Here is a 23,540-nt window from a genome sequence, read left to right on the forward strand (position 1 = left end):
TAGGACAGGAGACTCCCGTCCCTGGCCGATATGGTACGCCACCGGCGCGCCGGGTCCGACACAACGCCTCAACCGAGTTGCCGCCGGAGATGTCCATGCCGCCACGATACGCCGCCCGCGCGCGCGCCTTGCTCCTGACCCTGTCCGCGCTGTGCGCGGCCCCCGCCGCGGCGGCTTCCGATCCTGCTTCCGAGGCGCCCGCCGTGGCCGCCCGCGTCGAGGTGGTGGCGCGCGGGCTGGACCACCCCTGGTCCATGGCCTTCCTGCCCGGCGGCGACATGCTGATCACCGAACGTTCCGGCGGCCTGCGGGTGTGGCGCGCCTCGGGCGGGCTGTCCCAGCCGCTGGCCGGCGTGCCCAAGGTGCTGGCGCAGGGGCAGGGCGGTTTGCTGGACGTCGCGCTCTCGCCCGATTTCGCCGCCGACCGCTATGTCTATCTTTCGTATGCCGAAGCCGGCGGCGCCAAGAGCGGCGCGGCCGTGGGCCGCGGCCGCCTGTCGGCCGACGGCGCGGCGCTCGAGAACTTCCAGGTGCTGCTGCGCCAGGAGCCCAAGCTGTCGTCGGGCATGCATTACGGCGCGCGGCTGGCGTTCGACCGCAAGGGTTACCTGTTTGTCGCGCTGGGCGAGAATAACCAGCGTCCCACCGCGCAGGACCTGGACAAGCTGCAGGGCAAGGTGCTGCGGCTCAACGCCGACGGTTCGGTGCCGCCGGACAATCCCTTCGTCGGGCGGGCCGGCGCGCGGCCGGAGATCTGGTCGTACGGCCACCGCAATCCGCAGGGCATGGCGCTCAATCCGTGGACCGGCCAGATCTGGGAGAACGAACACGGGCCGCGCGGCGGAGACGAGATCAACCTGGTGCAGCCGGGCAAGAACTATGGCTGGCCGCTGGCGACCCACGGCATCGATTATTCCGGGCGGCCCATACCCGAGGCCAAGGGCGAGAGCCTGCCCGGCATGGAGCCGCCGCTGTACTGGTGGCCCAAGTCGCCCGCCATCAGCGGCATGGCGTTCTATGACGCCGATCGCTTTCCGGCGTGGCGCAATTCCGTATTCATCGGCGCGCTGGGCTCGCAGGACCTGATCCGGCTGACGCTGGAGGGCGATCGCGTGGTGGCGCAGGAACGGCTTCTGGCCGAGCGCAAAAGCCGCATCCGCGATGTGCGGCTGGGGCCGGACGGTTATGTGTACGTGTTGACGGACGCCTCGCCGGGCGAGCTGCTGCGGGTGGCGCCGGCGCAATCGGGAGGAGGAACGCGATGAAACCGTATGAGCTGATCGGGTCCGCGGGCTGCGGCTCGGCCATCGTCGAGATGGCGCTGGTGCTGGCCAACGTGCCGCACACGCTGACCGACGTTCCGTATCTGAAGCCCGGGCCGCAGCGCGACCGGCTACTGCATCTGAATCCGCTGGGGCAGGTGCCGACGCTGATCCTGCCGGACGACGAGGTCATGACCGAGAGCGCGGCCATGATCCTGCACCTGAACGACGTGGCGCCGCAGGCCGGCCTGGCGCCGCCGCCGGGCAAGCCCGAGCGTGCGCGCTTCCTGAACCTGCTGGTGCGGCTGGTGGGCGCGATCTACCCCACTTTCACGTATGGCGACGATCCGCCGCAGTGGACCACCGCCGGCGCGCCGGCCGAGCTGCTGCGCGAACGCGTGCACATGCGGCGCGCCGAACTGTGGCAGGAACTGGAGCGGCAGGCCGGCGCGCCCCACATGCTGGGCCGGCGCTTCTCGGCGCTGGACCTGTACGTGACCGTGATGACGCACTGGCGTCCCGGCCAGGCCTGGTTCGAGTCGAATTGTCCGGCCCTGACCGCGGTGGCGCGCGAGGCCGCGCAGGAGCCTAACGTGGCGCGCGTGCTGCGCCGGAATTTTCCGCCGCCGACCGAGTGACGGCAGGCGCGGGACGGCGCGCGCGCGACTTGCCGCGCGCCTCGCGCACGGCGATGTACACGCCGCTGCCGGCGATGAACAGTGCGCCCAGGTAAGCGTAGGCGTCGGGCGCCTCGCGCCAGAAGATCCAGCCCAGCACCGTGGCCCAGATCAGGCCGGTGTAGTCGAAGGGCGCGACCACCGAGGCCGGGCCGATGCGAAAGCCCTGCGTGATCAGGGCCAGGCCCAGCGTGCTGAAGAGCGCCACGGCGCCGAAGTACGGCAGGTCCTGCATGGCGGGCGTCTGCCAGACCCAGGGCAGCCCCACGGCGCTGCACACCAGCTGGCCCAGCACGATGTAGAACGTGGTGGTCAGCATGCCTTCGCCGCGGCTGATGCCGCGCGCGGTGATCATCATGACCGCGTAGAGCAGGGCGGTGGTCAGCGGATACAGCGTGGCGATCTGGAATGCCTGCGTGCCGGGGCGCACCACGATCAGCACGCCGGCGAATCCGGCCAGCACCGCCAGCCAGCGCCTGCCGTCCACGCGTTCTTTCAGGACCAGCACGGACAGCGCCGTGACGAACAGCGGCGCCGCGAACGCGATGGCCGTGGCCTCGGCCAGCGGCAGCGCACGCAGCCCCAGGTAGAAGCAACAGGCCGACACCACGTTGATGACGCCGCGCGTCAGGTGCAGGCCGGGATGCGTGGTGCGCAGCACGCGCCGGCCGCCCAGCCACAGCGCCAGCGTCATGACGAAGGGCAGCGCGATCAGCGCGCGCAGGAACAGGATCTGCAGCGGGTTGTAGCTGGCGCCCAGCCACTTGGCGTTGGCGTCGCTCAGGGTCAGGAAGAAAATGCCGCCCACCACGCAGGCGATGCCTGCGGCGGCGGATGGATTCTGGGCGGCGGGCAATGCGGTGGAAGTGGACATCTACAGCCTGGGAAAGCGGCGGTTCCTGCCGCCGGGTATGGGGAAACGGAAAAGGCGCGGCGCGCGATCAGGGCTGGGCGCGGTAGGCGGCCAGCGCCACCATCGCCCAGGCGGCCAGAAAGGCCGCGCCGCCGAAAGGCGTCACGATGCCCAGGCGGTGGGTTCCGGTCAAGGACAGCACGTACAGGCTGCCGGAGAACAGCACGATGCCCACGAACATCACCACGCCGGCGGCCGACAGCAGCGGCGAACCGTAGCGCGCGCCCAGCAGGGCGATGGCGAGCAGGCCCAGCGCGTGGATCAGGTGGTACAGCACGCCGGTCTGCCAGACCGTCAGCAGTTCGGGCGTGATCATGCGCTTGAGTCCGTGGGCGCCGAAGGCGCCGGCGCCTACCGCCACCAGGAGATTCAACGCTGCGAGTATCGTAAGTTGCCGGTCCGTCATCGTCTGTCCTTCGTGTGTCTGACTAATCGTGTTACAGCTGCCTATGATAGGCCCAAATCCGGCCCCGGCCGGACCGCGCGCCCCGCGCCGGGTCCGGGATCGGAGGCTTGCCGGTTGAATTCCAAATGAGCTATCATAAATTCAATTTGGAACACAGGCCGCCGCGCGGCCCAGGAGCGTCCCATGAGCCTCGTCCTTGCCGATAAAGCCCCGACCAAGCGCCCGGCGCGCCCTGTCGCCAGGCGGACCAGACAGCTGTTCCGCGGCCTGGTGGACAGCCCGCTGATCGACATGGCGCGCGACGTCAGCCGCGGCCTGCCAGCGCAGATGGTGGACGACGCCGCCGACTACCTGCAAGTGCCCAAGTCGGAAATCATGGCCATCACCGAGGTCAAGGCGGCCTCGCTGTCGCGCTGGGCCCGCGAAGGCCTGATGCTGCCCCTGGGCGAATCCGACCGCCTGGCCCGCGTGGCGCGGGTGGTGAGGGTGGCGCGCCAGGTGCTGGGCAGCGAGGAAGAGGCGGTGCAGTGGCTCAACACGCCGGTGCCGGCGCTGGGCAACGTCAAGCCGCTGTCGCTGCTGACGTCCGACGCCAGCAGCCGCATCGTCGAGGACACGCTGGCGCGCGCGGCAGCGGGCGTTTATGCATGAGCCGCGCATATCGAAAGACACGGCCTGAAGGCGCGGCCCGATGAGCGCCAAGGTTTCACTGTGGCGCATCGGCACCACCGCCGGCAAGTACCGGGCCGACGATCTCAGCGGCGGCGGCGCGGCCGCGGTGGGCGGGCGCTACAACAGCCCGGGCACGCCGGTGGTCTATACCTCGTCCTGCGTGGCCCTGGCCGTGCTGGAGACGGTGGTGCATTTCGCGGCGCGCGCCTCGGAGCAGGCCAACCGCTACCTGATCGAGCTGGCCGTGCCGCACGCCGTCTATGAAGCCAGGCAGGTGCTGGATATCGACCAGCTGCAGCAGGATTATCCCTTCTGGGACGCGGTGCCCTTTGCCGAGGCGGCGCAGGGCGTGGGCGACAACTGGGTCGCCTCGGGCGTGTCGGCGCTGCTGCAACTGCCCAGCGCCATCGTGGCCAGCCGCGGCGTGCCGGACTGCAACCTGCTCATCAACCCCGCGCATCCGGACGCCGCCCGCATCGAGGTGGTGCGGCGCGAACGCTTCATCTACGATCCGCGGCTGCGCGGGTAGGGCGGCTCAGTCGGTCAGCACGGCGCGGCCCACCACCTTGCCGGCGCGCAGCGCCGCCAGCACGCTGTCGGCCTCGGCCAGGGCGTGGCGGCGCACCGGAATGGGGGGCACCTTGCCGGCGCGCACCAGTTCCATCAGTTCCTGCAGTTCGGCCAGGTTGCCCACGTAGCTGCCGATGATGGACAGCGCCTTCATGGGGATCAGCGCGATCGGCCACGACGAGGCGCCGCCGAACAGCCCCACGATGACGAGCTTGCCGCCCTTGGTCAGGAAGTCGAAGGCCAGCGAGGTGGTGGCGGGCGCGCCGACCAGGTCGATCGCGGCCTGCACCGGCTTGCCGCCCGCGGCCGCCATGATCTGCTGCGCCGCGTCGGGCGCGGCGCCGTCGATCGCCGCCAGCGCGCCGGCGTCCAGCGCGGCCTGGCGCTTGGCCGGGTCGATGTCGACCATGATGGCGCCGGCTCCGCCCAGCGCCTTGAGCACGGTCAGACTCATCAGCCCCAGGCCGCCGGCGCCGAAGATCACCACGGGATGCTCGCGGTAGACGTCGGCGCCGATCTTCTTGAGCGCCGCATACGTGGTCAGGCCCGAGCAGGCGTAGGGCGCGATCTGCGCCGGGTCGAGGTCGCCGATGTCTATCAGGTAGCGCGGGTGCGGCACCAGGATGTGGTCGGCGTAGCCGCCGGCGCGGTGCACGCCCAGGCAGGCCGGGGCGGAGCAGTGATTCTCCATGCCCGCCAGACAGGGCGCGCACTTGCCGCAGCCGATCCAGGGGTACACCAGGTAGTTGCGGTCCGGCGCCAGCCCCTGCGCTTCGGGGCCGGCCGCGACCACGGCGCCGACGGTTTCATGGCCCATGGTCAGCGGCAGCGAAACGCCGCGGTCCTTCAGGGACAGCGTGCGGCCCTGGCCCAGGTCGTAGCCGCCTTCCCACAAGTGGATATCGCTGTGGCAAACGCCGGCCGCGCGAACCTTGAGCAGCACCTGCGTCCCTTGCGGCGTGGGCGTGGGCGGGTTCATTTCCTCTAGCGGTTGGCGGAAGTTCACGACGCAATAGCACTTCATGGGTGTCTCCTGTTGTGAGGTATTGCCGGGGTATTACTTCTTGACGCTGGGGCATTCGCTGTCGGCCAGCGACACGAATACCTTGTCGCCGGGCACCGTCGACAGGATACGGTAGAAGTCGCCGGCGTACTTGGACTCGGCGGGTTTTTTCACTTCCACCAGATACAGGTCCATGATGACCCGGCCGTCCTCGGGGCGGATGCGGGCGTTCTTGATGAGCTTGGTGGTGATGGGCAGCTCGCGCATCTTCTGGTTGACGGCGGCGCCGTCGAAGGTGCCCGCGGCCTGGGCGGCCTGCAGATAATGGGTGGTCGCGACGTAGCTCAGCGCCTGCACGATGGACGGCGCGCGGGTCACGCCCATTTTTTCCTGCCAGCGGCGGGTCCAGGCGCGGGTGTCCTCGTCGGCGTCCCAGTAGAAGCCGGTGGGAAAGGTCAGCCCCTGGGCCACCGGCAGGCCCATGGCCTGGACGTCGTTGATGAAGGTCAGGAAGGTCAGCAGCCGCTGCTTGCCGCCGGTCAGGCCGAATTCCTGGGCCTGCTTGATCAGGTTGACCAGGTCGCCGCCGGCGCTGGCCAGGCCCACCACGTCGGCCCGCGACGATTGCGCCTGCACCAGGAAGGACGCGAAGTCCAGCGCGCCCAGCGGATGGCGCGTGCTGCCCAGGACCTTGCCGCCGGCATTCTGCACGAAACGCGTGGCGTTGCCTTCCAGCGACTTGCCGAACACGTAGTCGGTGGTGATGAAGTACCAGGACTTGCCGCCGCTTTCGACCACGCTCTTGACCACCGCATTGGCCAGCGCGTAGGTGTCGGGCGCCCACTGGGTGCTGAGGTTGCTGCACTGCTTGCCGCTGAAGTCTCCGGCGAAGCCGCCGCTGATCAGCGCGGTGCCGCCTTTTTCGCGGGCCACGCCCTGCGCGGCCAGCCCGGCCGAACTGGCGCCGCCGTCCACCACCGCGACCAGGTTCTGAGTGTCGAACCAGCGGCGCACCAGCGCCGAAGCCACGTCGGCCTTGTTCTGGTTGTCGGCGCCCACAACCTCCACGGTCTTGCCGGCCGCCTTGCCGCCGAAATCCTCGACCGCCATGCGGACCGCCATTTCCGAGCCCAGTCCGCCCAGGTCGGAGTAAATGCCGGAACGGTCGTTGGATACGCCCAGGCGGACCACGTCGGATTGGGCTTGGGCCGCGCCTGCGGCCAGGACGGCGGCCAAGGCCGCCAACAGGGGGGTGATACGCATCTGCTTGCCTCCCGGCCCGCGCGCGAGCCGATTATTGGTATTCGGGTTGGGGACGCGGTGTATCTGGCCTGACGGTCGGTGCTCCAGCCGACTGAAAAGTTTTTCTGTAGTGTGAATAAAAATGCCTGCACGTGAATTTATTTTCACGTACAGGCAAAGTCAATTAGGTGGATCGCGCGGGCGCGTGCCGCAATGCGGCGGCTTGCCTCAAACGCCGCGGCGCATCAGGGTGGACTTGCCGAACAGGCTTTCGATGAGGTCCACGGCCAGTTCCGCGGTCTTGTTGCGCACGTCGAAGGCCGGGTTCAGTTCGACCACGTCGAGCGAGCGCATCAGGCCGGTGTCGGCGATCATCTCCATGCACAGCTGGGCTTCGCGGTAGGTGGGGCCGCCCGGCACCGTGGTGCCCACGCCGGGGGCGATCTCGGGGTCGAGGAAGTCCACGTCGAAGCTGACGTGCAGGTGGGTGTCGTCGTCCAGGCCGGCAAGCGCGGCCTGCATGGTGGCGCGCATGCCCATTTCGTCGAGGTAGCGCATGTCGAACACTTCCAGGCCGGCTTCGTGGACCAGGCGCTTCTCGCCCTGGTCCACGCTGCGGATGCCGATCTGACGGACCCAGCCGGCTTCGATGTCGGGGGTCTGGCCCGACAGGCCGGTGATCTGGGCCGGACCGTAGCCGCACAGGCAGGCCACGGGCATGCCGTGGATGTTGCCGGTGGGCGTGAGCGCGTTGGTGTTGAAGTCGGCGTGCGCGTCCAGCCACAGCACCCGCAGCTTCTTGCCCGCCGCGCGGCAGTGGCGCGCTACGGCGCTGATGGAGCCGATGCCCAGGCAGTGGTCGCCGCCCAGCAGAATGGGCAGGTTGCCCTGGCTCAGTTCGTCGTGCACCGCATCGTGCACCGCCCGGTTCCAGGCCGCGACTTCGTCCAGGTGGCGGTAGCCTTCGACCGGCGGCTGCCAGGGGTTGGCCGGGCCGTACAGATTGCCGCGGTCGACGACCTCGAAGCCCTGGGCCTCGATCACGGGGCCCAGATCGGCCACGCGCAGGGCCTCGGGACCCATGGAGGCGCCGCGGGCGCCGGCGCCGATGTCGGTGGGCGCGCCGATGAGTGCGATGCGGCGGGGCAGGTTGGCGGTATGGGGATGCAAGTGGCGCTCCGGACGTAAGGCGTGGTCAGGGGGCGGATAGTACCGCGGTGAGCTGGTCGCAGGCCCAGTCGATCTGGTCGCGCGTCACGATCAGGGGCGGCGACAGGCGCAGGGTATGGCCGTGGGTGTCCTTGACCAGCATCCCGCGTGCCTGCAGGCGTTCGCACCACAGGCGCGCGCCGCCGGCGTCCGGTTCCAGCTCCACGGCCAGCATCAGGCCGCGGCCGCGCACGGCGCGTACCGGGCCGGGCAGCGCCCGCAGGCGTTCCAGGAAGTACTCGCCCATCACGGCGGCGTTTTCTATCATGCCTTCCTCGGTCAGCACGCGCAGCGCGGCGCGCGCGATGGCGCAGGCCAGCGGGTTGCCGCCGAAGGTGCTGCCGTGCTGGCCGGGCTGGAACACGCCCAGCACGTCGGCGTTGGACAGCACCGCGGACACGGGATAGAAGCCGCCCGACAAGGCCTTGCCGATCAGCGTCACGTCGGCCTCGATGCCTTCGTGCTCTTCGGCCAGCAGCCGGCCGGTGCGGCCCAGGCCGGTCTGGATTTCGTCCAGGATCAGCGTGATGCCGCGTTCGGTGCAGCGCTGGCGCACGCGCGAGAAATAGCCGGCCGGCGGCAGGATCACGCCGGCCTCGCCCTGGATGGGTTCGACCAGGAAGGCGACGGTATGGGGCGTGATGGCGGCCTCGAAGGCCGCGTAGTCGCCGAAGGGAACGATCTTGAAGCCCGGCGCGAAGGGGCCGTAATGCCCGTAGGCGTCCGGGTCGGTGGAGAATCCGACGATGCCCAGCGTGCGGCCATGGAAATTATTGGCGCAGACGATGATCTCGGCCCGGTTCTCCGGCACGCCGCGCACTTCGTAGCCCCATTTGCGCACCGCCTTGATGGCGGTTTCCACCGCCTCGGCCCCGCTGTTCATGGGCAGGATCTTGTGCGCGCCGGTCAGGCGGGCGAGGTCTTCGTAGAAGGGCGCCATCTGGTCGTGGCGGAAGGCGCGCGAGGTCAGCGTGAGCTTTTGCGCCTGTTCCGTCATGGCGGCCAGGATGGCCGGGTGGCAGTGGCCCTGGTTGACGGCCGAATAGGCCGACAGGCAATCGAGGTAGCGGCGGCCGTCCACGTCGTAGAGCCAGACGCCGCTGCCGCGCGCGATCACGACGTCCAGCGGGTGGTAGTTGTGCGCGCCCAGCTGGTCTTCGACCATGTCGCGATGGGATGTCAATACGGCGCTCATGCGGTTCTCCCGAGGTCGTACTACTGCCATCTTAGCGCTCCTGGCCGGTCGTTGGATTGCCATTGCATGACCAAGGCCTTTGCCGGCCTCGGCCGGCGCCTGCTGCACAATAGCGCCTGCGCCGGTTTTCTTCCTGGAAGGTTTTCATGCTGCTGCAACGACTGATTTCGACTTTGACGCGCGGCGCGGCCGCGGCCGTGCTGGCTCTGGCCGCGGCGGGCGTCGCCACGGCGCAGGACAAGCCGCTGCGCATCGGCGTGATCCCCAGCGTGGCCAACGCGGCCACCGAACTGGCCATCGAGCAGGCCAGGCGCGAAGGGCTGAACGTGGAGCTGGTGGAATTCAACGACTGGGTGCTGCCCAACATTGCGGTGGCCGACGGTTCGGTGGACGCCAATTTCTTCCAGCACGAACCGTTTCTGCAATTGTTCAACCAGCGCCGCGGCGCCAACCTGGTGCCGGTGGCCTACGGCTATTCCACCACGATCGGGCTGTTCTCCAAGAAGCTGAAAAAGGGCGACGCGGTGCCCGAACGCGCGACCATCGCGGTGCCCAACGATCCGGTCAACACCGGGCGGGCCCTGTTGCTGCTGGAGTCCATGGGCCTGATCAAGCTCAAGCCCGGCGTGGCCCACCGGGCGGCGCTGGAAGACGTGACCGACAATCCCAGGCGGCTGAAGTTCGTACAGATCGAGGGTTCGCAGTCGGCGCGCACCTTCGACGACGTGACCGCGTCGGTCACGTACACCACTTTCGCCAAGCAGGCGGGCATAGACGAAAAGGACGGGCTGGCGTTCGACAACACCGACCCCGTCAACGTGCGCCGCTACGCCATCCGCTGGGTCGCCACGCCCGCGGGGGCGCAGGATCCGCGGCTGCTGCGCTTCATCTCCATCTATCAGCAGTCGCCCGAGGTCAAGGCCAAGCTGCGCAGCCTGTACGGCGATCTGATCGACTTTCCCTGGTAGGGAATTCCCCGGGCGGGCGTTGACGATTCTTGGCAGTCGCCGGCGGATATCGAACGTATACTGGCTCGGACATATCCCAGCCAGGCACGACGGCGCCGTCGATGCCGCGTAGCCGGTCCGGCTTATCCGCCGGCCTGGCCGGCCGCCGCCATCCACCGATCGCAGAGCCATGCTCAGTACTCCGTTCAATATCGTCGCGGCCAGCGTCCAGACGCTGGCCCCAGGATCGCCGGCCGGGCTGGATGCGACGGAGTGCGGGCAGGAACTGCAGCGCCTGCGCGAGGTGGTGGCCCAGTACGAGGCCCTGTTCCAGACGGCGCCGGTGCTGATCAACGCTTTCGGGCCGGACGGCCGCTGCACGCTGTGGAACGAAGCCTGCGAAAGGCGTTTCGGCTGGTCGAGCGCCGAGATTATGGCCGCCAGCGAGCCGCTGGCGCTGTTCTATCCCGATCCGCAACTGCGCCAGCGGGTCATCGACACCGTCGGCCCGCAGCCCAGCCGCTCGTTTCGCGAATGGCATCCGCTGGCGCGCAACGGCGAGCGCCTGTCGGTGTTGTGGTCGAACATCCGCCTGCCCGACGGCAGGGTGATCAATATCGGCATGGACGTCACCGACAGCCGGCGCACCGAGGCCGCGCTGGCCCGCATGGCGCGGGTCGACAGCCTGACCGATTGCTGGAACCGTGCCGAGATCCTCAAGCGCGTGGAAGACCGGCAGGCTGAAGCCCGGCATGGCGAAGACGGGCCGAACACGGTGCTGATGCTGGACATGGACTATTTCAAGCAGGTCAATGACCGCTACGGGCACCTGGGCGGCGACGCCGCGCTGCGCCATTTCTGCGATCAGCTGCGCGCCTGCGTGCGGGAATGCGATTCCATCGGCCGGCTGGGCGGAGAGGAATTCCTGGTGCTGCTGGCCGGCGCGGACGTGGACGTGGCGCAGGCGGTCTACGCGCGGCTGCGCGCCAGCCTGCGCCAGAACCCGGCCGAGATCGACGGCGAAGCGGTGACGCTGTCGGTCAGCGGCGGCATTGCGCGGTTTTCGCCCGACGACGCGAATGCCTCGGACGTGCTGCGCCGGGCCGATTTCGCGCTTTACCAGGCCAAGCGCGCCGGCCGCGATTGCGCGGTGCAATACCGCATCTGAATCCCCGAAGCGCCTCCCCGCCGATCAGGCGGCGGCCTGTCCGCGCGCGGCGCGCCCGCGGTTCAGGCGCCAGTGCAGGCCCGCGGCCGCGCAGGCCAGGGCGGCCGCGGCCGCCAGTCCCAGCGCCTCGAAGCCGGCGTGGGTATAGATGGTGCCGGCGATGGCGGTGCCCAGGCTGGAACCCAGGTAGGTGGTGCAGGTGTTGAGGCCCAGCACCGCGCCGCGTTCGTCGGGGCGGGCGCGCGATAGCAGCAGCACCAGCAGGTTGAGGCTGAGCTGCGAGGCGGCGCCCCACAGCACGGCGACGGCAAGCACCGCCGCCAGCGAATGGGCCGCCGGCAGCAGGCCCAGGTAGACCATGGCGATCACGCCCAGCGCCAGCGGCAGCGCGCGGCGCGGACCGGCGCGTTCGATCAGCGGCGCGCCGGTCACGCCGGCCAGCAGAAAGCCCGCGCCATAGGCGAACGCGATAAAGCCCACCTGTCCGGCCGACAGCGCCAGCAGCGCGCGCACGTGATCGGCCAGGAACGCGTAGACGCCGTAGAAGGCCGCGGAGAACGCCAGGCAGCCCAGCAGCAGGACCGGCACGTCGCGGTAGGACAGCGGCGCCAGCAGGCGCGACAGGCGCAGCGCAGCGGGGTTGGCCGCGCGGCGCTCGGGCAGGCGGCGCAGGCCCAGCACGGCGACCGCGGCGCACAGCGCCAGCGTGGCGTAGGTGGCGCGCCAGCCCACTGCGTCGGAAATCAGGGCCGACAGCGGCACGCCGGCCACCAGCGACACCGACCAGCCGGCGATCACGCGCCCCAGCGTGCGCGCTTCCTGTCCCGGCGGGGCGATCAAGGAGGCCGAGCCGTAGGCGGCCGGCAGGATCACGCCGGCTGCGCCGCCGGCCAGGGCCTGGGCCAGCGTCAGCACGATCCAGTGCGGCGCGGCCGCGGACAGGACCAATGCGGCGATCAGCACGGCCATGGCGCACAGCAGCGCGCGCCGGATGCCGATGCGGTCGATGCGCGCGGCCAGCAGGAAGGCGCTGGCCGCCGTGGCCGCGCCGTAGGCCGAGATGGCGGTGCTGATGGTCAGCGCCGAGGTCGAGAACGAACGCGCCACGTCGCTCAGGATCGGACTGAGCGCCAGGCCGTTGGAACCCACCACGCTGACGGCGAACATCAGCGCGGGGACGGAAGAAACTGGGGATTTGGACAGCGAACTGCTGGGGGTGTCACGATTCGGCATCCCGGGATTTTATTGGAATAAAATAAGGGTTAACTCCTATATTCCCTTATTACATAAAAGTTCGAATGCCGTTCGGCAGAACACGATTCCAATGTCAGACCTAGACGACCGCGACCGAAAACTGTTAACGCTGCTGGCGGCCGACGCCACGCCCAGCTATGCGGAGCTGGGCAAGATGCTGAACCTTTCCGCCCCGGCGGTGCACGAGCGGGTCAAGCGCCTCAAGCGCGACGGGCTGATCAAGGGCATCGCCGCCCGGCTGGACGGCGCGCGCATCGGGCGCCCGCTGCTGGCGTTCGTGCACGTGGACACGGCCAACTGGACCATCACGCAGCAGGTGCTGGGGCTGGCCGAACTGAACGAGGTGGAAGAGATCCACACCATCACCGGCAAGAGCGCGATGCTGCTGAAGGTGCGGGTGCGCGACACCCAGGCGCTGGAGCTGTTGCTGGCGCGCATCCACCAGATCGAGGGCATCACCAACACCACCAGCGATATCGCCCTGACCAGCTACCTGGAGCGCGGGCCGCTGCCGGACAACGCCTGAGGCGATCAACACGAGCGCAGCCGCAGCCGCGTGATCTCGGAGGGCGCGCCCAGGCGCTTGGGCGGGCCCCAATAGCCGGTGCCGCGGCTGACGTAGACCCACATATTGCCCAGGCGGTGCAGCCCGGCGGTGTAGGGCTGCTGGAAGCGCACGAAGTATCCCCACGGAAAGAACTGGCCGCCATGCGTGTGGCCGGACAGCTGCAGGTTGAAGCCCAGCGCTTCGGCCGCGGCGGCGCTGCGCGGCTGATGGGCCAGCAGGATGCGGGGACGGGCGTCGGCCGGCGCGCCGGCCAGCGCGCCCGCGGGGCTGCTGCCGTGCCGGGGATCGTAGGCGCCGGCGCCGTAGTCGGTGACGCCGGCCACCACCATCGGCAGGCCCAGGGGATGGATCACCGCATGCTCGTTCATCAGCACGCGCAGGCCCAGGCGGCGGAACTCCGCCACCCAGGGCGTGACGCCCGAATAGTATTCGTGGTTGCCGGTGACCAGGTAGACGCCGTAGGGCGCGCGCAAATCGCCCAGCGGGCGGGTGTGGGCGGCCAGCTGCTCCACGCTGCCGTCGACCACGTCGCCGGTGATGGCGACCATGTCGGGCAGCAGCCCGTTGACGGCGTCGACGATGGCGCGGACGTAGTTCCGCTTGATGGTGGGACCGACGTGGATGTCGCTGATCTGCACGATGGTGAAGCCGTCCAGGTCGGGCGGCAGGTTCGAAATGGGCACGTCCACGTCGACGATGCGGGCGCGCCGCCGCGCGTTGACCAGGCCCACCAGCGTGCCGCACAGCGCCAGCAGCGCGACCGCCCAGGCGCTGACCTGGCGCAGCGCGCGCCACGGCGGCGAGACGTCCAGCGGCAACGTGGCCAGCCAGCCCAGCAGCAACAGCGCGTCGCGTATCACCGTCAGCACGAACAGCGACGAGAACAGCCCCATGGCGAAGAGCCCGACCCAGGCGTTGCGGTCGCCCCAGGGCGCATGCATCGAGGAGCGGGCCAGCATGCCCAGCGGAATCAGGATGCAGGACAGCGCCAGCAACAGTATGGCCGCCGCCGAGCCGGCGCCGCCCAGCAGGGCGTCGGGGATCAGGCGTGCGCCCACATAGACGTGGGCCAGCGCGCCCAGGGTCAGGAAACGCAGGAAAAACGTGGATTGGCGTAGCGACATCGGCGGCGCGGGCGCGCCCGGGGCGCGCATGGCAAAAGAACCGCCATTCTATGCCGGGGCCGGAGCGCCGCTGATACGAATCTGCCTTAATCTGCCAGGCTCTCGCGGGCCAGCAGGCCTGCGTCCATTTCGCGCAAGGTATTGATTCCCAGCATGGCCATGTTGCGGTCGATCTCGGCGCGCAGCAGGCCGATGGCGTGCGCCACGCCGGCCTCGCCGCCGACCGCCGCCGCATAGTTGAAGGGGCGGCCCACGAACACGTGGCGCGCGCCCAGCGCCAGGGCCTTGAGCACGTCGCTGCCGCGGCGGATGCCGCTGTCCATCATCACCGTCATGTCGCCGGCGGCCGCGACTACGCCGGGCAGCGCGCGCAGCGGCGAGATCGCGCCGTCGAGCTGGCGGCCGCCGTGGTTCGAGACGATGACGCCGTCGGCGCCGTGGCTGCGGGCCAGCGCCGCGTCCTGCGGGTGCAGGATGCCCTTGATGATCAGCGCGTCGGGCCATTGCCGGCGGATGCGGGCCACGTGTTCCCAGTTCAGGTGGTCGCGCGCGCTGAAGTCGCGCAGCACCGAGGCCGAGACGATGGGCGCGCCGCGCGTGGCGAAGGAATTCTCGAAATGCGGCATGCCGTGCTTGAGCAGCGTGCGCAGAAAGGTGCCGGCCAGCCAGCGCGGGCGCGTGACGCCGTCCCAGGCCAGCCGCAGGCTGGGCTTGAGCGGCGTGGAAAAGCCGGTGCGCACGTTGTTCTCGCGATTGGCCGACACCGGGATGTCCACCGTCAGCACCAGGGTTTCGAAACCGGCGCGGCGCGCGCGTTCGACCAGCGCGTCGATGCGCTGCGGATCGCCCGGCAGATAGGCCTGGAACCAGGTGCCGGGCGCTTCGCGGATCACGTCTTCCAGCGGAATCAGCGAAGTCCCGCTGAGGATGGCCGGGATGCCTTGCGCGCGGGCGGCGCGCGCCAGCACGATGTCGCCGCGGTAGGTCGACAGCGCGCTGATGCCCATCGGCGCGATGCCGAAGGGCGAAGCGTAGCGGCGTCCGAACAGTTCGGTCTGCTGGCTGCGGCGCGACACGTCCACCAGCACGCGCGGCGCGAACGCGTAGCGGCCGAAGGCCTCGCGGTTGCTGCGCAGCGACTGGTTGTCTTCGGCCGCGCCGGCGATGTAGCCGAAGATCGGGCGCGGCAGGCGGCGGCGCGCGGCGGCCTCGAAATCATCCAGCGACAGCATGCGTTGCAGCGCGCGCGGCAGCGGCCGCGAGGCCTCGGCGGGGCTGCTGCCGGGAACGGTGACGGACGGAAGGATGGATGTCATGGCGGGCCCGCAAAAGCCCGTAATCTAGCAACGCGGATTCATCGCATAAAGCGAATAAATCCCGACATCCAGATTCGATTTTGGAGAACAAGCCCTGCCGGCTTCAGGCCGGCAGCGCCATCAGTTCGCCCATGCGCACGGGGCCCAGCACCGCGGGCGTGTCGGCCCAGCGGATCTTGCCCGGCCCGAACAGCACGATGGCGGTCGAACCCAGCTTGAAGCGGCCCATTTCGGCGCCCTTGGCCAGATGGATGGGCGCGCGCGCGGCGTCGTCGTAGCGCACGGCGCGCACGCGGCGCTTGTGCGGCGTGACCAGCCCGGCCCACACGGTTTCGATGGAGGCCACGATCATCGCGCCCACCAGCACCAGCGCCATCGGCCCGTATTCGGTGTCGAAGATGCAGACCACTCGCTCGTTGCGCGCGAACAGGCGCGGCACGTTGCGCGCCGTCAGCGGGTTGACCGAGAACAGGCGGCCCGGGACGTGGATCATTTCGCGCAGCGTGCCGGCGACCGGCATGTGCACGCGGTGATAGTCCTTGGGCGAGAGGTAGACGGTGGCGAATTCGCCGCCCTGGAACGGCGCGGCGCGTTCGGCGTCGCCGCCCAGCAGCTCGGCCAGGCCGTAGGAATGGCCCTTGGCCTGGAAGATGCGGCCGTGCTCGATGGCGCCCATCTGGCTGATGGCGCCGTCGGCGGGGCAGACCACCGAACCCGGCTCGTCGTCGCAGGGGCGCGCGCCTTCTTTGAGCGCGCGGGTGAAGAAATCATTGAAGCAATCGTAGGCCAGCGGATCTTCCTGCAGGGCCTCGCGCATGTCCACGCCGTAGCGGCGCACGAAACGCGAGATCATCCAGTTCTTGACCGCGGGTTCCCGGCAGTCGGCGGCCAGACCGAAAAGGCGCGACACCAGGTGGTGGGGCGCGAGGTACTGGCTGGCGAGAAATAATTGGTCTTTGATCGGCATGCTTGGGAAGGCCCGGCGACAAAAAAACGCGTCCCGCGTGTTGCGGGACGTCGTGATGAGCGGGGCATGGATTGTAACGCGTTCAGGCCCGTTTCAGGCGAATGCGCGGCGCCGGGCATTGCGGCGCGGCGCGCGCTACAGCTCCAGCACGATGCGGCCTTCGCGGGCGCGCGAGCAGCAGGCCATCATGCGCTGGCCGGCCTCGCGTTCGGCGCGCGTGAGCACCACGTCGCGATGGTCGATGGCGCCGTCCAGCACGCGCACCTCGCAAGACCCGCAAAGCCCTTCCTCGCAATCGCTCTGCACGTCGATGTTGGCGCCGCGCAATGCCGCCAGCAGGGTCTGGCCGGCCGGCACCTGCACCACGATGCCGGAATCCTTCAGCTCCGCCTCGAACGCATGCTCGCGCGACGGGTCCAGCGTGGCCAGGCTGGAATGGAAATGCTCCACGCGCAAGGCGTCCTCGGGCCAGTGCGCGCAGGCCTGCTGCAGCGCGCTCAGCATGCGCTCGGGACCGCAGGCGTAGATCTGGGCGCCGGCGTCCGGCCGGGCGAGCAGGGCGGCGAAATCGTTGCGGCCGCCTTCGTCGCCGACGTGCAGGTGCAGGCGCTCGCCGTGCAGCCCGGCCAGTTCGTCCAGCAGCGCCATGCAGCGGCGGCTGCGGCCGCTGTAGTGCAGCTGGTAGTCCAGGCCCAGTTCGCGCGCGCGGCGCGCCATGGCGCTGATGGGCGTGATGCCGATGCCGCCGGCGATGAGGATCAGGCGCGCGGCGCTTTCGTCCATCCGGAAATGATTGCGCGGCCCGCGCACCCGCACGCTGCTTCCGGGGCGCAGGTGTTCATGCACCCAGGCCGAGCCGCCGCGGCCATCGGCCTCGCGCAGCACCGCGATCTCCAGCGCGCCGCTGTCGGCCGGGTCGCCGCAAAGCGAGTATTGGCGCGACAGCCCGGTGTCGCCGCATTCGATGTCGATGTGGGAGCCGGGCGTCCAGCGCGGCAGCGGCTTGCCGTCGGGCGAAGCCATGCGGATGCGTGCGACGCCGTCGGCCGCGGCGACGACCGAGATCACCACCAGCTTGCGGCTGATGGCGTGGGTCGAGGGTTCGCCGATGCGCACCGGCTGGCTGCGCGCCAGGAGCGAGGGATCGCGGCGTTCGGGATTGGCGGCCGGGTCCCATTCCACCCACAGGTGCTCGGGGCCGCGGAACGAGGTGTTGGGCACATAGGTGAAGCGCTGCTCGGCCAGGCGCAGGTGCGGCAGCCGGCGGGTCAGCTCTTCCAGGAAGATCTGCATCTCCATGCGCGCCAGGTTCTTGCCCATGCACTGGTGCGCGCCGTAGCCGAAGGTCAGCTGGTCGCTGGCGTTCTCGCGGCGGATGTCGAAAAAGTCGGCGTCGGCGAAATGGCGCTCGTCGTGGTTGGCCGAGGACGACACGATCAGCAGCTTGGCGCCGGCGGGGATCGCGACGCCGGCGATCTCGGTGTCGCGCGTGGCCAGGCGCCGCCACGCGGCGACCGAGCCGTTGTGGCGCAGGCATTCCTCGACCGCGTTGGGCAGCAGGCCCGGGTCTTCGCACAGCTCGCGCCAGGCCTCGGGATGCTGCAGCAGGAGCTTGATGGCGTTGGCCGAGGCGTTGGCGGTGGTCTCGTGCGCGGCGACGATGCCGGCCATCATCATCGAATGCAGATAGGAGTCGGTGACCACGTCGGGGAATTCGCGCTGCTTGCGGATGCCGTACTGCATCCAGCCCGGCGCGTCGGGGTCCTGGCGCATCTTGTCCAGGATCTTGCCCGCCAGCTGCCAGAAATTGCCCACGGCATGGGCCACGGCGACCTGTTCTTCGGGCCTGGGCCGGCCCCAGGTGTTGACGGTGTGCGCGATGGAATATTCGCGCAGCCGGTCCATGTCTTCCTCGGGCACGCCCAGGAAGTGCAGGGCGACCGTCAGCGGCACTTCCCACAGCATCTGGTCGACCAGGTCGGCGCGGCCGTCGTCGATGAAGCGGTCCACGTATTCGCGGGTGAGCCGGCGCACCATGGGCTCATGGTGCTTGAGGGCCTCGGGCGTGAAGGGGTCCATCAGCGCGCGCCGGCGCGCCATGTGGGCCGGCTCGTCTTCGTTGACCAGGGTGCGGTTCATGGCGTAGCCGTAGCTTTCCAGCACGGCGTTGGCCTCGGGGCCGGTGGGGGTGATTTTTTCCAGCGCGATGGACGGGCTGAAGGTGTGGTTGTCGCGGAACACGGCCTTGATGTCGTCGTAGCGCGTGACCACCCAATAACCCAGCTTGGGGCTGTAGAACACCGGTTCCTGTTCGCGCGCCCAGCGCACGTATTCGGGCGGGTCCTGCTGGTAGCCGTCGCCGAAGGGGTCGAACTCGGCCGCCCGCGGGCTGACGGGACAGCCCCGGGCCGCGGCCAGGGCGGCGTGGTCGACGGGACAGCCGCCGGCGTTGCCGGCGGGCGAAGGCGATTGCGGGGAGGGCTGGGCCATGACGATCACTCCGGATTACAATTGCGTAAATCATATACGCATAGCGTAAATTTTCAATTGGGGTAATCTCCGGGCAGGTCAGCCGCCGGCTGACGGCCTATCCCTCGCGCCGCCATGAGTCAGACTTCCGAATCCAGCCCCAATTCCGTCCCGTCCGCCGACGCGCCGCGGCCGCGCCAGCGGCGCCAGCGCGTGCAGGCCGCCGAAACCGGCATGGCGGTGTTGAAGGAGCTGGGTCGCCTGGGCGGGCGCGCCAGTCTGACGCTGCTGGCCTCGCGCCTGGAGGAAAGCCCGGCCAAGGTGCACCGCTATCTGGTGAGCCTGATGGAGGCCGGCCTGGTGGCGCAGGACGCCGCCAGCCAGCAGTATTTCCTGGGCCTGGAAGCGATGCTGCTGGGCCTGGCGGCCCTGCGCCAGGCCGATCCCATCCGCCTGGCCGAACCCGGGCTGATTCGGCTGCGCGAAGGGCTGGAGGTGACCTGCTTCATCGCGGTCATGGGCAACAAGGGGCCGACCATCGTGCGCTTCGAAGAGCCGGGCCTGCCGGTCACGGTGAACGTGCGCATGGGCTCGGTGCTGTCGATGCTGTGGTCCGCCACGGGCCGGGTGTTCCTGTCCCTGCAGGACGACGCGCGGGTGCGCGCCCTGGCGGAGGCGGAATTGGCGCGCGCCCCGGCCGAGCTGCGCGCGCAGCTCGACCCCGCCGATCCGATCGGCCGTCTGCGCCGCGAGGTGCTGGAACAGGGCTGCGCCACGGTGCGCGACACCAACCTCAAGGGCATCAGCGCCGTGTCCGCGCCGCTGCTCAATCATGACGGCCGGCCGTGCGCGGCGCTGACCGCGCTGGGCGCCACCGGGGGTTTCGATCCATCGCCGGACGGGCCCATCGCCCAAGCGCTGCGGCGCGAGGCCGAGGCCGCCAGCGCGCTGCTGGGCTACCGGGCCGGCTGAGATCCGTCCGCGGCCTGGCCGCGCAGCCACGCCAGGGCCGCCTGCACCGCGGGCGCGCCGGCCGAGTTGCGGTTGATCACGGCGCCGATGTCGCCGAAGTTCGCCTCCAGCCGCAGCGGCAGGATGGCGACGCCGCCTTGCCGTTCGCAATAGCGCGCGATCGCCCGGGGCAACGCCGCCAGCCAGTCGTGCTGCGCCAGCAGCGCAAGCGTCGCAAGCAGTGAGTTGGACTGCAGGCTGGACGCCGGCGCGCGCACGCCGGCGCGCAGAAATGCCTCTTCCAGCCGCTCGCGCATCAACGTGTCCTCCAGCGGCAGCACCCAGGGCCAGCGCGCCAGTTCCCCGGTTTCCAGGGTGTCGCGGCCGGCCAGAGGATGGTCGGGGCGCGCGACGGCCACGATGGGTTCCTCGTACAGGCGGATGACGTCGCAGTCCGGCGGCAGCATGCGGCTGGCCAGGCGTCCCAGCACGATATCGAGTTCGTCGCGGGCCAGCTTTTCCAGCAATTCGTTGAGCGCGCCCTCGACCAGCTTGATCTCCAGCCGCTCGACCTGCGGCATGAGGTGCGCGACCAGCTGCGGCGCGAGCCTGGGCGCGGCCGAGGGCAGGGTGCCCAGGCGCAGCAGGCTGGCGCCGCGCTCTTCGGCCGCCTGCAGTTCGGCGGCGACCCGGTCGGCCGCGCCCAGGCTGTAGCGGGCGTGGCGCACCATAACCATTCCGGCATGGGTGGGGTGGCTGCCCTGGGTTCCGCGTTCGAACAGGGCGTAGCCCACCTGTTCTTCCAGCTGGGCCAGGGCCTTGGAGGCGGCGGGCTGCGACATGTGCATGCGCTCGGCGGCGCGCCCGAGATGCCGCTCGTCGTCCAGCGCGACCAGCAGTTCGGCGTGGCGCCGCTTGAGGTGGGTGCCGGCTCGCTTGGTCATGGCCGAACATATCCTTGCGGTTATGAATAGTTCAGTTTATTTCATTTCACAGCGCCCGAGCCGGCTGGGCATACTTGCCGCTCGATAGATCAGGCGCCGGGACAGGGCGCCGGGATGGAGACAGCAATGAAAAGGTTGTGGATGGCCCTGGCGGCGGGCTGGGCCTGCGGCATGGCGGCGCCCGGCGCCGCGGCCGAGGCGTATCCGGCGCGGCCGGTGCAGATCGTGGTGCCGTTCGCGCCGGGCGGCGCGGTGGACGTGCTGACGCGCCAGCTCGCGCAGCGCCTGGAGCCGCGCGGCTACACGCTGGTGGTGGAGAACAAGCCGGGCGCGGGCGGCAATATCGCCGCCGGCCAGGTGGCGCGGGCCGCGCCGGACGGCTATACGCTCCTGATGGGCACCACCAACACCCACGGCATCAACAGCGCGCTGTACGACAAGCTGCCGTACGACCCATTGCGCGACTTCGCGCCGGTCGGGCTGGTGGCGGACAACGTGGTGGTGCTGCTGGCCAACGCCGACTTTCCGGCGTCCACGCTGGCCGAGGCCGTCAGCCTGCTCAAGCAGAACCCGGGCAAGTACACCTACGGCTCGCCCGGGCTGGGCACGGTGCACCAGCTCGCCATGGAACAGCTCAAGCGGGCCGCGGGCCTGGAAGTGGTGCATGCGCCGTACAAGGGCGCCGCGCCCGCCATGGCCGACCTGGTGGCCGGGCACGTGCCGCTGATGATAGGCGGGATCGCCCCGGCCATTCCGTTCCTGGCGTCGGGCCGCGTCAAGGTGCTGGGCGTGGCCAATACCGAGAAATACGCCGCGCTGCCGGACGTGCCGCTGTTCTCCGACGTGGCCGCCAACGTCGGGGTGCGTTCGTGGATCGGCCTGTTCGCGCCCGCGGGCACGCCGCAGGCCGTGCTGTCGCGGCTGAGCGAGGATCTGCGGGCCGTGCTGACCGACGCTTCCTTCGCCCAGGCGCTGCAGCCGCTGGGCATGGTGCCCATCTACATGACGCCGCAGGCGTTCGGCGACATGGTCGCGCGCGAGATGCCGGCCTGGCGCGCGGCGGTGGAACAGTCCGGAGCGAAGCAATGACCGCGGCCGCCCAGCCCGTGAACTTCCTGCTGTTCATCACCGACCAGCATCGCGCCGACCACGTCGGCGCCTATGGCAACCGCGTGGTCCGCACGCCCAACCTGGACCGGCTGGCCGCCGGCGGCTGGCGCGCCGACAACATGCACGTGGCCACGCCCATCTGCATGCCCAACCGGGCCAGCCTGATGACGGGGCGCTATCCTTCCGCGCACGGCGCGCGCCACAACGGCATCGCGCTGTCGCTGCGCAGCCGCACCTTCGTCGAAGCCATGCGCCAGGCCGGCTACGGCACCTCGCTGGTCGGCAAGGTGCACCTGCAGAACATGACCGACATCGCGCCTTCCTGGCCGGTGCGGGCCGAAGACCGGCTGCCGCACGAGGCCGTGACGCCCGACGCCGGGCGCTACGACCAGGAGCTGCGCAAGCTGTGGCTGGAGCGCGACGACCACGACCTGAGCCTGCCGTACTACGGCTTCGAGCAGGTGGACCTGGTCGACGACCATAGCGACGACGTGCACGGCCATTACCGCCGCTGGCTGCGCCGCGAGTATCCCGAGGTGGAAGCCATGATCGGCCCGGCGCAGGCCACGCCCGCGCCGGAATACGCGCTCACGCAGATCCGCCAGGCCTGGCGCACGCGCGTGCCGGAAGCGCTGTATCCCACCGCCTATATCGCCGACCGCAGCATCGAGGCGCTGCGCGGCTACGCGGCGCAGGGGCGGCCGTTCTTCATGCAGTGTTCGTTTCCGGACCCGCACCATCCGTTCACGCCGCCCGGCCGGTTCTGGGACATGTACCGGCCCGAGGACATGGAGCTGCCGGCGTCCTTCCATTCGGCCGAGCCGCCGCCTCCCCACGTGGCCTGGCTGCGAGCCCGGCGCGACGCCGGCACGGCGATCAGGCACACGCCGGCGATCTTCGCCTGCAACGAGCGCGAGGCGCGCGAGGCCCTGGCGCTGAACTACGGGTCCATCGCCAATATCGACAACCAGATCGGCCGCGTGCTGGCGGAGCTGGACGCGCTGGGCCTGGCCTCCAACACGGTGGTGATCTTCACCAGCGACCACGGCGACTACCTCGGCGACCACCAGCTGATGCTGAAGGGGCCGATCCACTACCGCGGCCTGACGCGGGTGCCGTTCATCTGGCGCGATCCGGCCTCGGCCGGCCGCCCGGGCGCGGCCAGCGTAGCCTTGCTCAGCACCATCGACGTGGCGCCCACGGTGTTGGCGCGCGCCGGCGTGCAGCCCTATAACGGCATCCAGGGCCGCGATATGGCGGGCCTGATCGCGGGGCGCGAGACGGCGTTGCGCGACGCGCTGATGATTGAAGAGGAAGGCCAGCGCGTGATCCTGGGCTTCGACAGCCGCATCCGCTGCCGCACGCTGCTGGCCGAGGGCTTTCGCGCCACGGTGTACGACGGCGCGCGCTGGGGCGAGCTGTACGACCTGGCGCGGGACCCGCATGAAACGCGCAATCTGTGGGACGACCCGGCCCACGCCGGCGTGCGCGCCCGGCTGATGGAGCGCCTGGCCTACGGCATGCTGGAACACATCGACACCAGCCCGTATCCCACGGCGCTGGCCTGACCGGC

General features: G+C 69.8%; 22 protein-coding genes. 10 read left to right on the forward strand and 12 right to left on the reverse strand.

Annotation, left to right across the window (positions count from 1 at the left end; genetic code table 11):
- Positions 1-95: 95 nt before the first annotated feature.
- Together A6B37_RS05060 and A6B37_RS05065 are read left to right on the forward strand one after the other, a co-directional pair.
- A complete protein-coding gene (locus A6B37_RS05060; protein ID WP_111825090.1) occupies positions 96-1,265 on the forward strand; it encodes a PQQ-dependent sugar dehydrogenase in 1,170 nt (389 codons plus the stop codon).
- Complete coding sequence (locus tag A6B37_RS05065; protein ID WP_102771254.1) at positions 1,262-1,900, forward strand: glutathione S-transferase; 639 nt, start codon at positions 1,262-1,264, stop codon at positions 1,898-1,900. The genes A6B37_RS05060 and A6B37_RS05065 overlap by 4 nt, the downstream gene beginning before the upstream one ends.
- On the opposite strand, the gene A6B37_RS05070 is transcribed toward A6B37_RS05065, so the two are convergent.
- Both A6B37_RS05070 and A6B37_RS05075 read right to left on the reverse strand, forming a co-directional pair.
- Complete coding sequence (locus A6B37_RS05070) at positions 1,851-2,813, reverse strand: DMT family transporter (protein WP_102771253.1); 963 nt, start codon at positions 2,811-2,813, stop codon at positions 1,851-1,853. The genes A6B37_RS05065 and A6B37_RS05070 overlap by 50 nt on opposite strands.
- Before the next feature lie 67 nt (positions 2,814-2,880).
- Positions 2,881-3,258, reverse strand: coding sequence for a DUF423 domain-containing protein (locus A6B37_RS05075; protein ID WP_102771252.1), 378 nt, complete (start codon positions 3,256-3,258; stop codon positions 2,881-2,883).
- A 183-nt stretch (positions 3,259-3,441) separates the two neighbouring features.
- Between A6B37_RS05075 and A6B37_RS05080 the strand changes: the two genes are divergently transcribed.
- Together A6B37_RS05080 and A6B37_RS05085 are read left to right on the forward strand one after the other, a co-directional pair.
- Entirely contained in the window at positions 3,442-3,909 is a 468-nt protein-coding gene (locus A6B37_RS05080) for an antitoxin Xre/MbcA/ParS toxin-binding domain-containing protein (RefSeq protein ID WP_111825091.1), read from the forward strand.
- A 40-nt stretch (positions 3,910-3,949) separates the two neighbouring features.
- Positions 3,950-4,459 carry an RES family NAD+ phosphorylase gene (locus A6B37_RS05085; protein WP_102771250.1) on the forward strand — a complete coding sequence of 170 codons (510 nt, stop codon included), beginning with the start codon at positions 3,950-3,952 and terminating at the stop codon, positions 4,457-4,459.
- A 6-nt stretch (positions 4,460-4,465) separates the two neighbouring features.
- Here A6B37_RS05085 and A6B37_RS05090 read toward each other — a convergent pair whose 3' ends face one another.
- From A6B37_RS05090 to rocD, 4 genes are all read right to left on the reverse strand, one after another.
- A complete protein-coding gene (locus A6B37_RS05090) occupies positions 4,466-5,524 on the reverse strand; it encodes an alcohol dehydrogenase (protein WP_102771249.1) in 1,059 nt (352 codons plus the stop codon).
- Between the two features lie 33 nt (positions 5,525-5,557).
- Positions 5,558-6,766, reverse strand: coding sequence for an ABC transporter substrate-binding protein (locus A6B37_RS05095; protein WP_102771248.1), 1,209 nt, complete (start codon positions 6,764-6,766; stop codon positions 5,558-5,560).
- A gap of 207 nt (positions 6,767-6,973) precedes the next feature.
- Positions 6,974-7,915, reverse strand: coding sequence for an arginase (rocF, locus tag A6B37_RS05100; RefSeq protein WP_102771247.1), 942 nt, complete (start codon positions 7,913-7,915; stop codon positions 6,974-6,976).
- 25 nt (positions 7,916-7,940) lie between these two features.
- Entirely contained in the window at positions 7,941-9,149 is a 1,209-nt protein-coding gene (rocD, locus tag A6B37_RS05105) for an ornithine--oxo-acid transaminase (RefSeq protein ID WP_111825092.1), read from the reverse strand.
- Positions 9,150-9,295: 146 nt separating this feature from the next.
- Between rocD and A6B37_RS05110 the strand changes: the two genes are divergently transcribed.
- Positions 9,296-10,117 carry a MetQ/NlpA family ABC transporter substrate-binding protein gene (locus A6B37_RS05110; RefSeq protein ID WP_111825093.1) on the forward strand — a complete coding sequence of 274 codons (822 nt, stop codon included), beginning with the start codon at positions 9,296-9,298 and terminating at the stop codon, positions 10,115-10,117.
- 169 nt (positions 10,118-10,286) lie between these two features.
- Positions 10,287-11,264 (forward strand): diguanylate cyclase, encoded by a 978-nt coding sequence (locus tag A6B37_RS05115; protein WP_102771244.1) that lies wholly within the window; start codon positions 10,287-10,289, stop codon positions 11,262-11,264.
- A 24-nt stretch (positions 11,265-11,288) separates the two neighbouring features.
- Here the strand turns inward: A6B37_RS05115 and A6B37_RS05120 are convergent, their stop codons facing one another.
- Positions 11,289-12,497, reverse strand: coding sequence for an MFS transporter (locus tag A6B37_RS05120; protein ID WP_246842368.1), 1,209 nt, complete (start codon positions 12,495-12,497; stop codon positions 11,289-11,291).
- 91 nt (positions 12,498-12,588) lie between these two features.
- Here A6B37_RS05120 and A6B37_RS05125 point away from each other — a divergent pair, with 91 nt between their 5' ends.
- Positions 12,589-13,044: an Lrp/AsnC family transcriptional regulator gene (locus tag A6B37_RS05125; RefSeq protein WP_102771242.1), complete on the forward strand. Its 456-nt coding sequence runs from the start codon at positions 12,589-12,591 to the stop codon at positions 13,042-13,044.
- 5 nt (positions 13,045-13,049) lie between these two features.
- Here the strand turns inward: A6B37_RS05125 and A6B37_RS05130 are convergent, their stop codons facing one another.
- The 4 genes from A6B37_RS05130 to A6B37_RS05145 all read right to left on the reverse strand — a co-directional run bounded on the left by A6B37_RS05130 (position 13,050) and on the right by A6B37_RS05145 (position 18,983).
- A complete protein-coding gene (locus tag A6B37_RS05130) occupies positions 13,050-14,210 on the reverse strand; it encodes a metallophosphoesterase (protein WP_111825542.1) in 1,161 nt (386 codons plus the stop codon).
- 86 nt (positions 14,211-14,296) lie between these two features.
- Complete coding sequence (locus A6B37_RS05135; RefSeq protein ID WP_111825095.1) at positions 14,297-15,526, reverse strand: alpha-hydroxy acid oxidase; 1,230 nt, start codon at positions 15,524-15,526, stop codon at positions 14,297-14,299.
- Between the two features lie 103 nt (positions 15,527-15,629).
- A complete protein-coding gene (gene asd, locus A6B37_RS05140; RefSeq protein ID WP_102771240.1) occupies positions 15,630-16,493 on the reverse strand; it encodes an archaetidylserine decarboxylase in 864 nt (287 codons plus the stop codon).
- 135 nt (positions 16,494-16,628) lie between these two features.
- Entirely contained in the window at positions 16,629-18,983 is a 2,355-nt protein-coding gene (locus A6B37_RS05145; protein ID WP_111825096.1) for a cytochrome P450/oxidoreductase, read from the reverse strand.
- Between the two features lie 114 nt (positions 18,984-19,097).
- Between A6B37_RS05145 and A6B37_RS05150 the strand changes: the two genes are divergently transcribed.
- Positions 19,098-19,934 carry an IclR family transcriptional regulator gene (locus A6B37_RS05150; RefSeq protein WP_111825097.1) on the forward strand — a complete coding sequence of 279 codons (837 nt, stop codon included), beginning with the start codon at positions 19,098-19,100 and terminating at the stop codon, positions 19,932-19,934.
- On the opposite strand, the gene A6B37_RS05155 is transcribed toward A6B37_RS05150, so the two are convergent.
- On the reverse strand, positions 19,919-20,857 hold the full coding sequence (locus A6B37_RS05155) for a LysR substrate-binding domain-containing protein (RefSeq protein WP_111825098.1): 939 nt from the start codon (positions 20,855-20,857) through the stop codon (positions 19,919-19,921). The genes A6B37_RS05150 and A6B37_RS05155 overlap by 16 nt on opposite strands.
- A 126-nt stretch (positions 20,858-20,983) precedes the next feature.
- Here A6B37_RS05155 and A6B37_RS05160 point away from each other — a divergent pair, with 126 nt between their 5' ends.
- Both A6B37_RS05160 and A6B37_RS05165 read left to right on the forward strand, forming a co-directional pair.
- A complete protein-coding gene (locus tag A6B37_RS05160; protein WP_111825099.1) occupies positions 20,984-21,946 on the forward strand; it encodes a tripartite tricarboxylate transporter substrate binding protein in 963 nt (320 codons plus the stop codon).
- The gene (locus A6B37_RS05165; RefSeq protein ID WP_111825100.1) at positions 21,943-23,535 is read left to right on the forward strand and encodes a sulfatase-like hydrolase/transferase; all 1,593 of its coding nucleotides are present in this window, start codon (positions 21,943-21,945) and stop codon (positions 23,533-23,535) included. Before A6B37_RS05160 ends, A6B37_RS05165 begins: the two co-directional genes overlap by 4 nt.
- Positions 23,536-23,540: the final 5 nt, after the last annotated feature.

This window comes from Achromobacter sp. HZ01 (assembly GCF_003267925.1).
GTDB classification, from domain to species: Bacteria; Pseudomonadota; Gammaproteobacteria; order Burkholderiales; family Burkholderiaceae_B; genus Achromobacter; species Achromobacter pulmonis_A.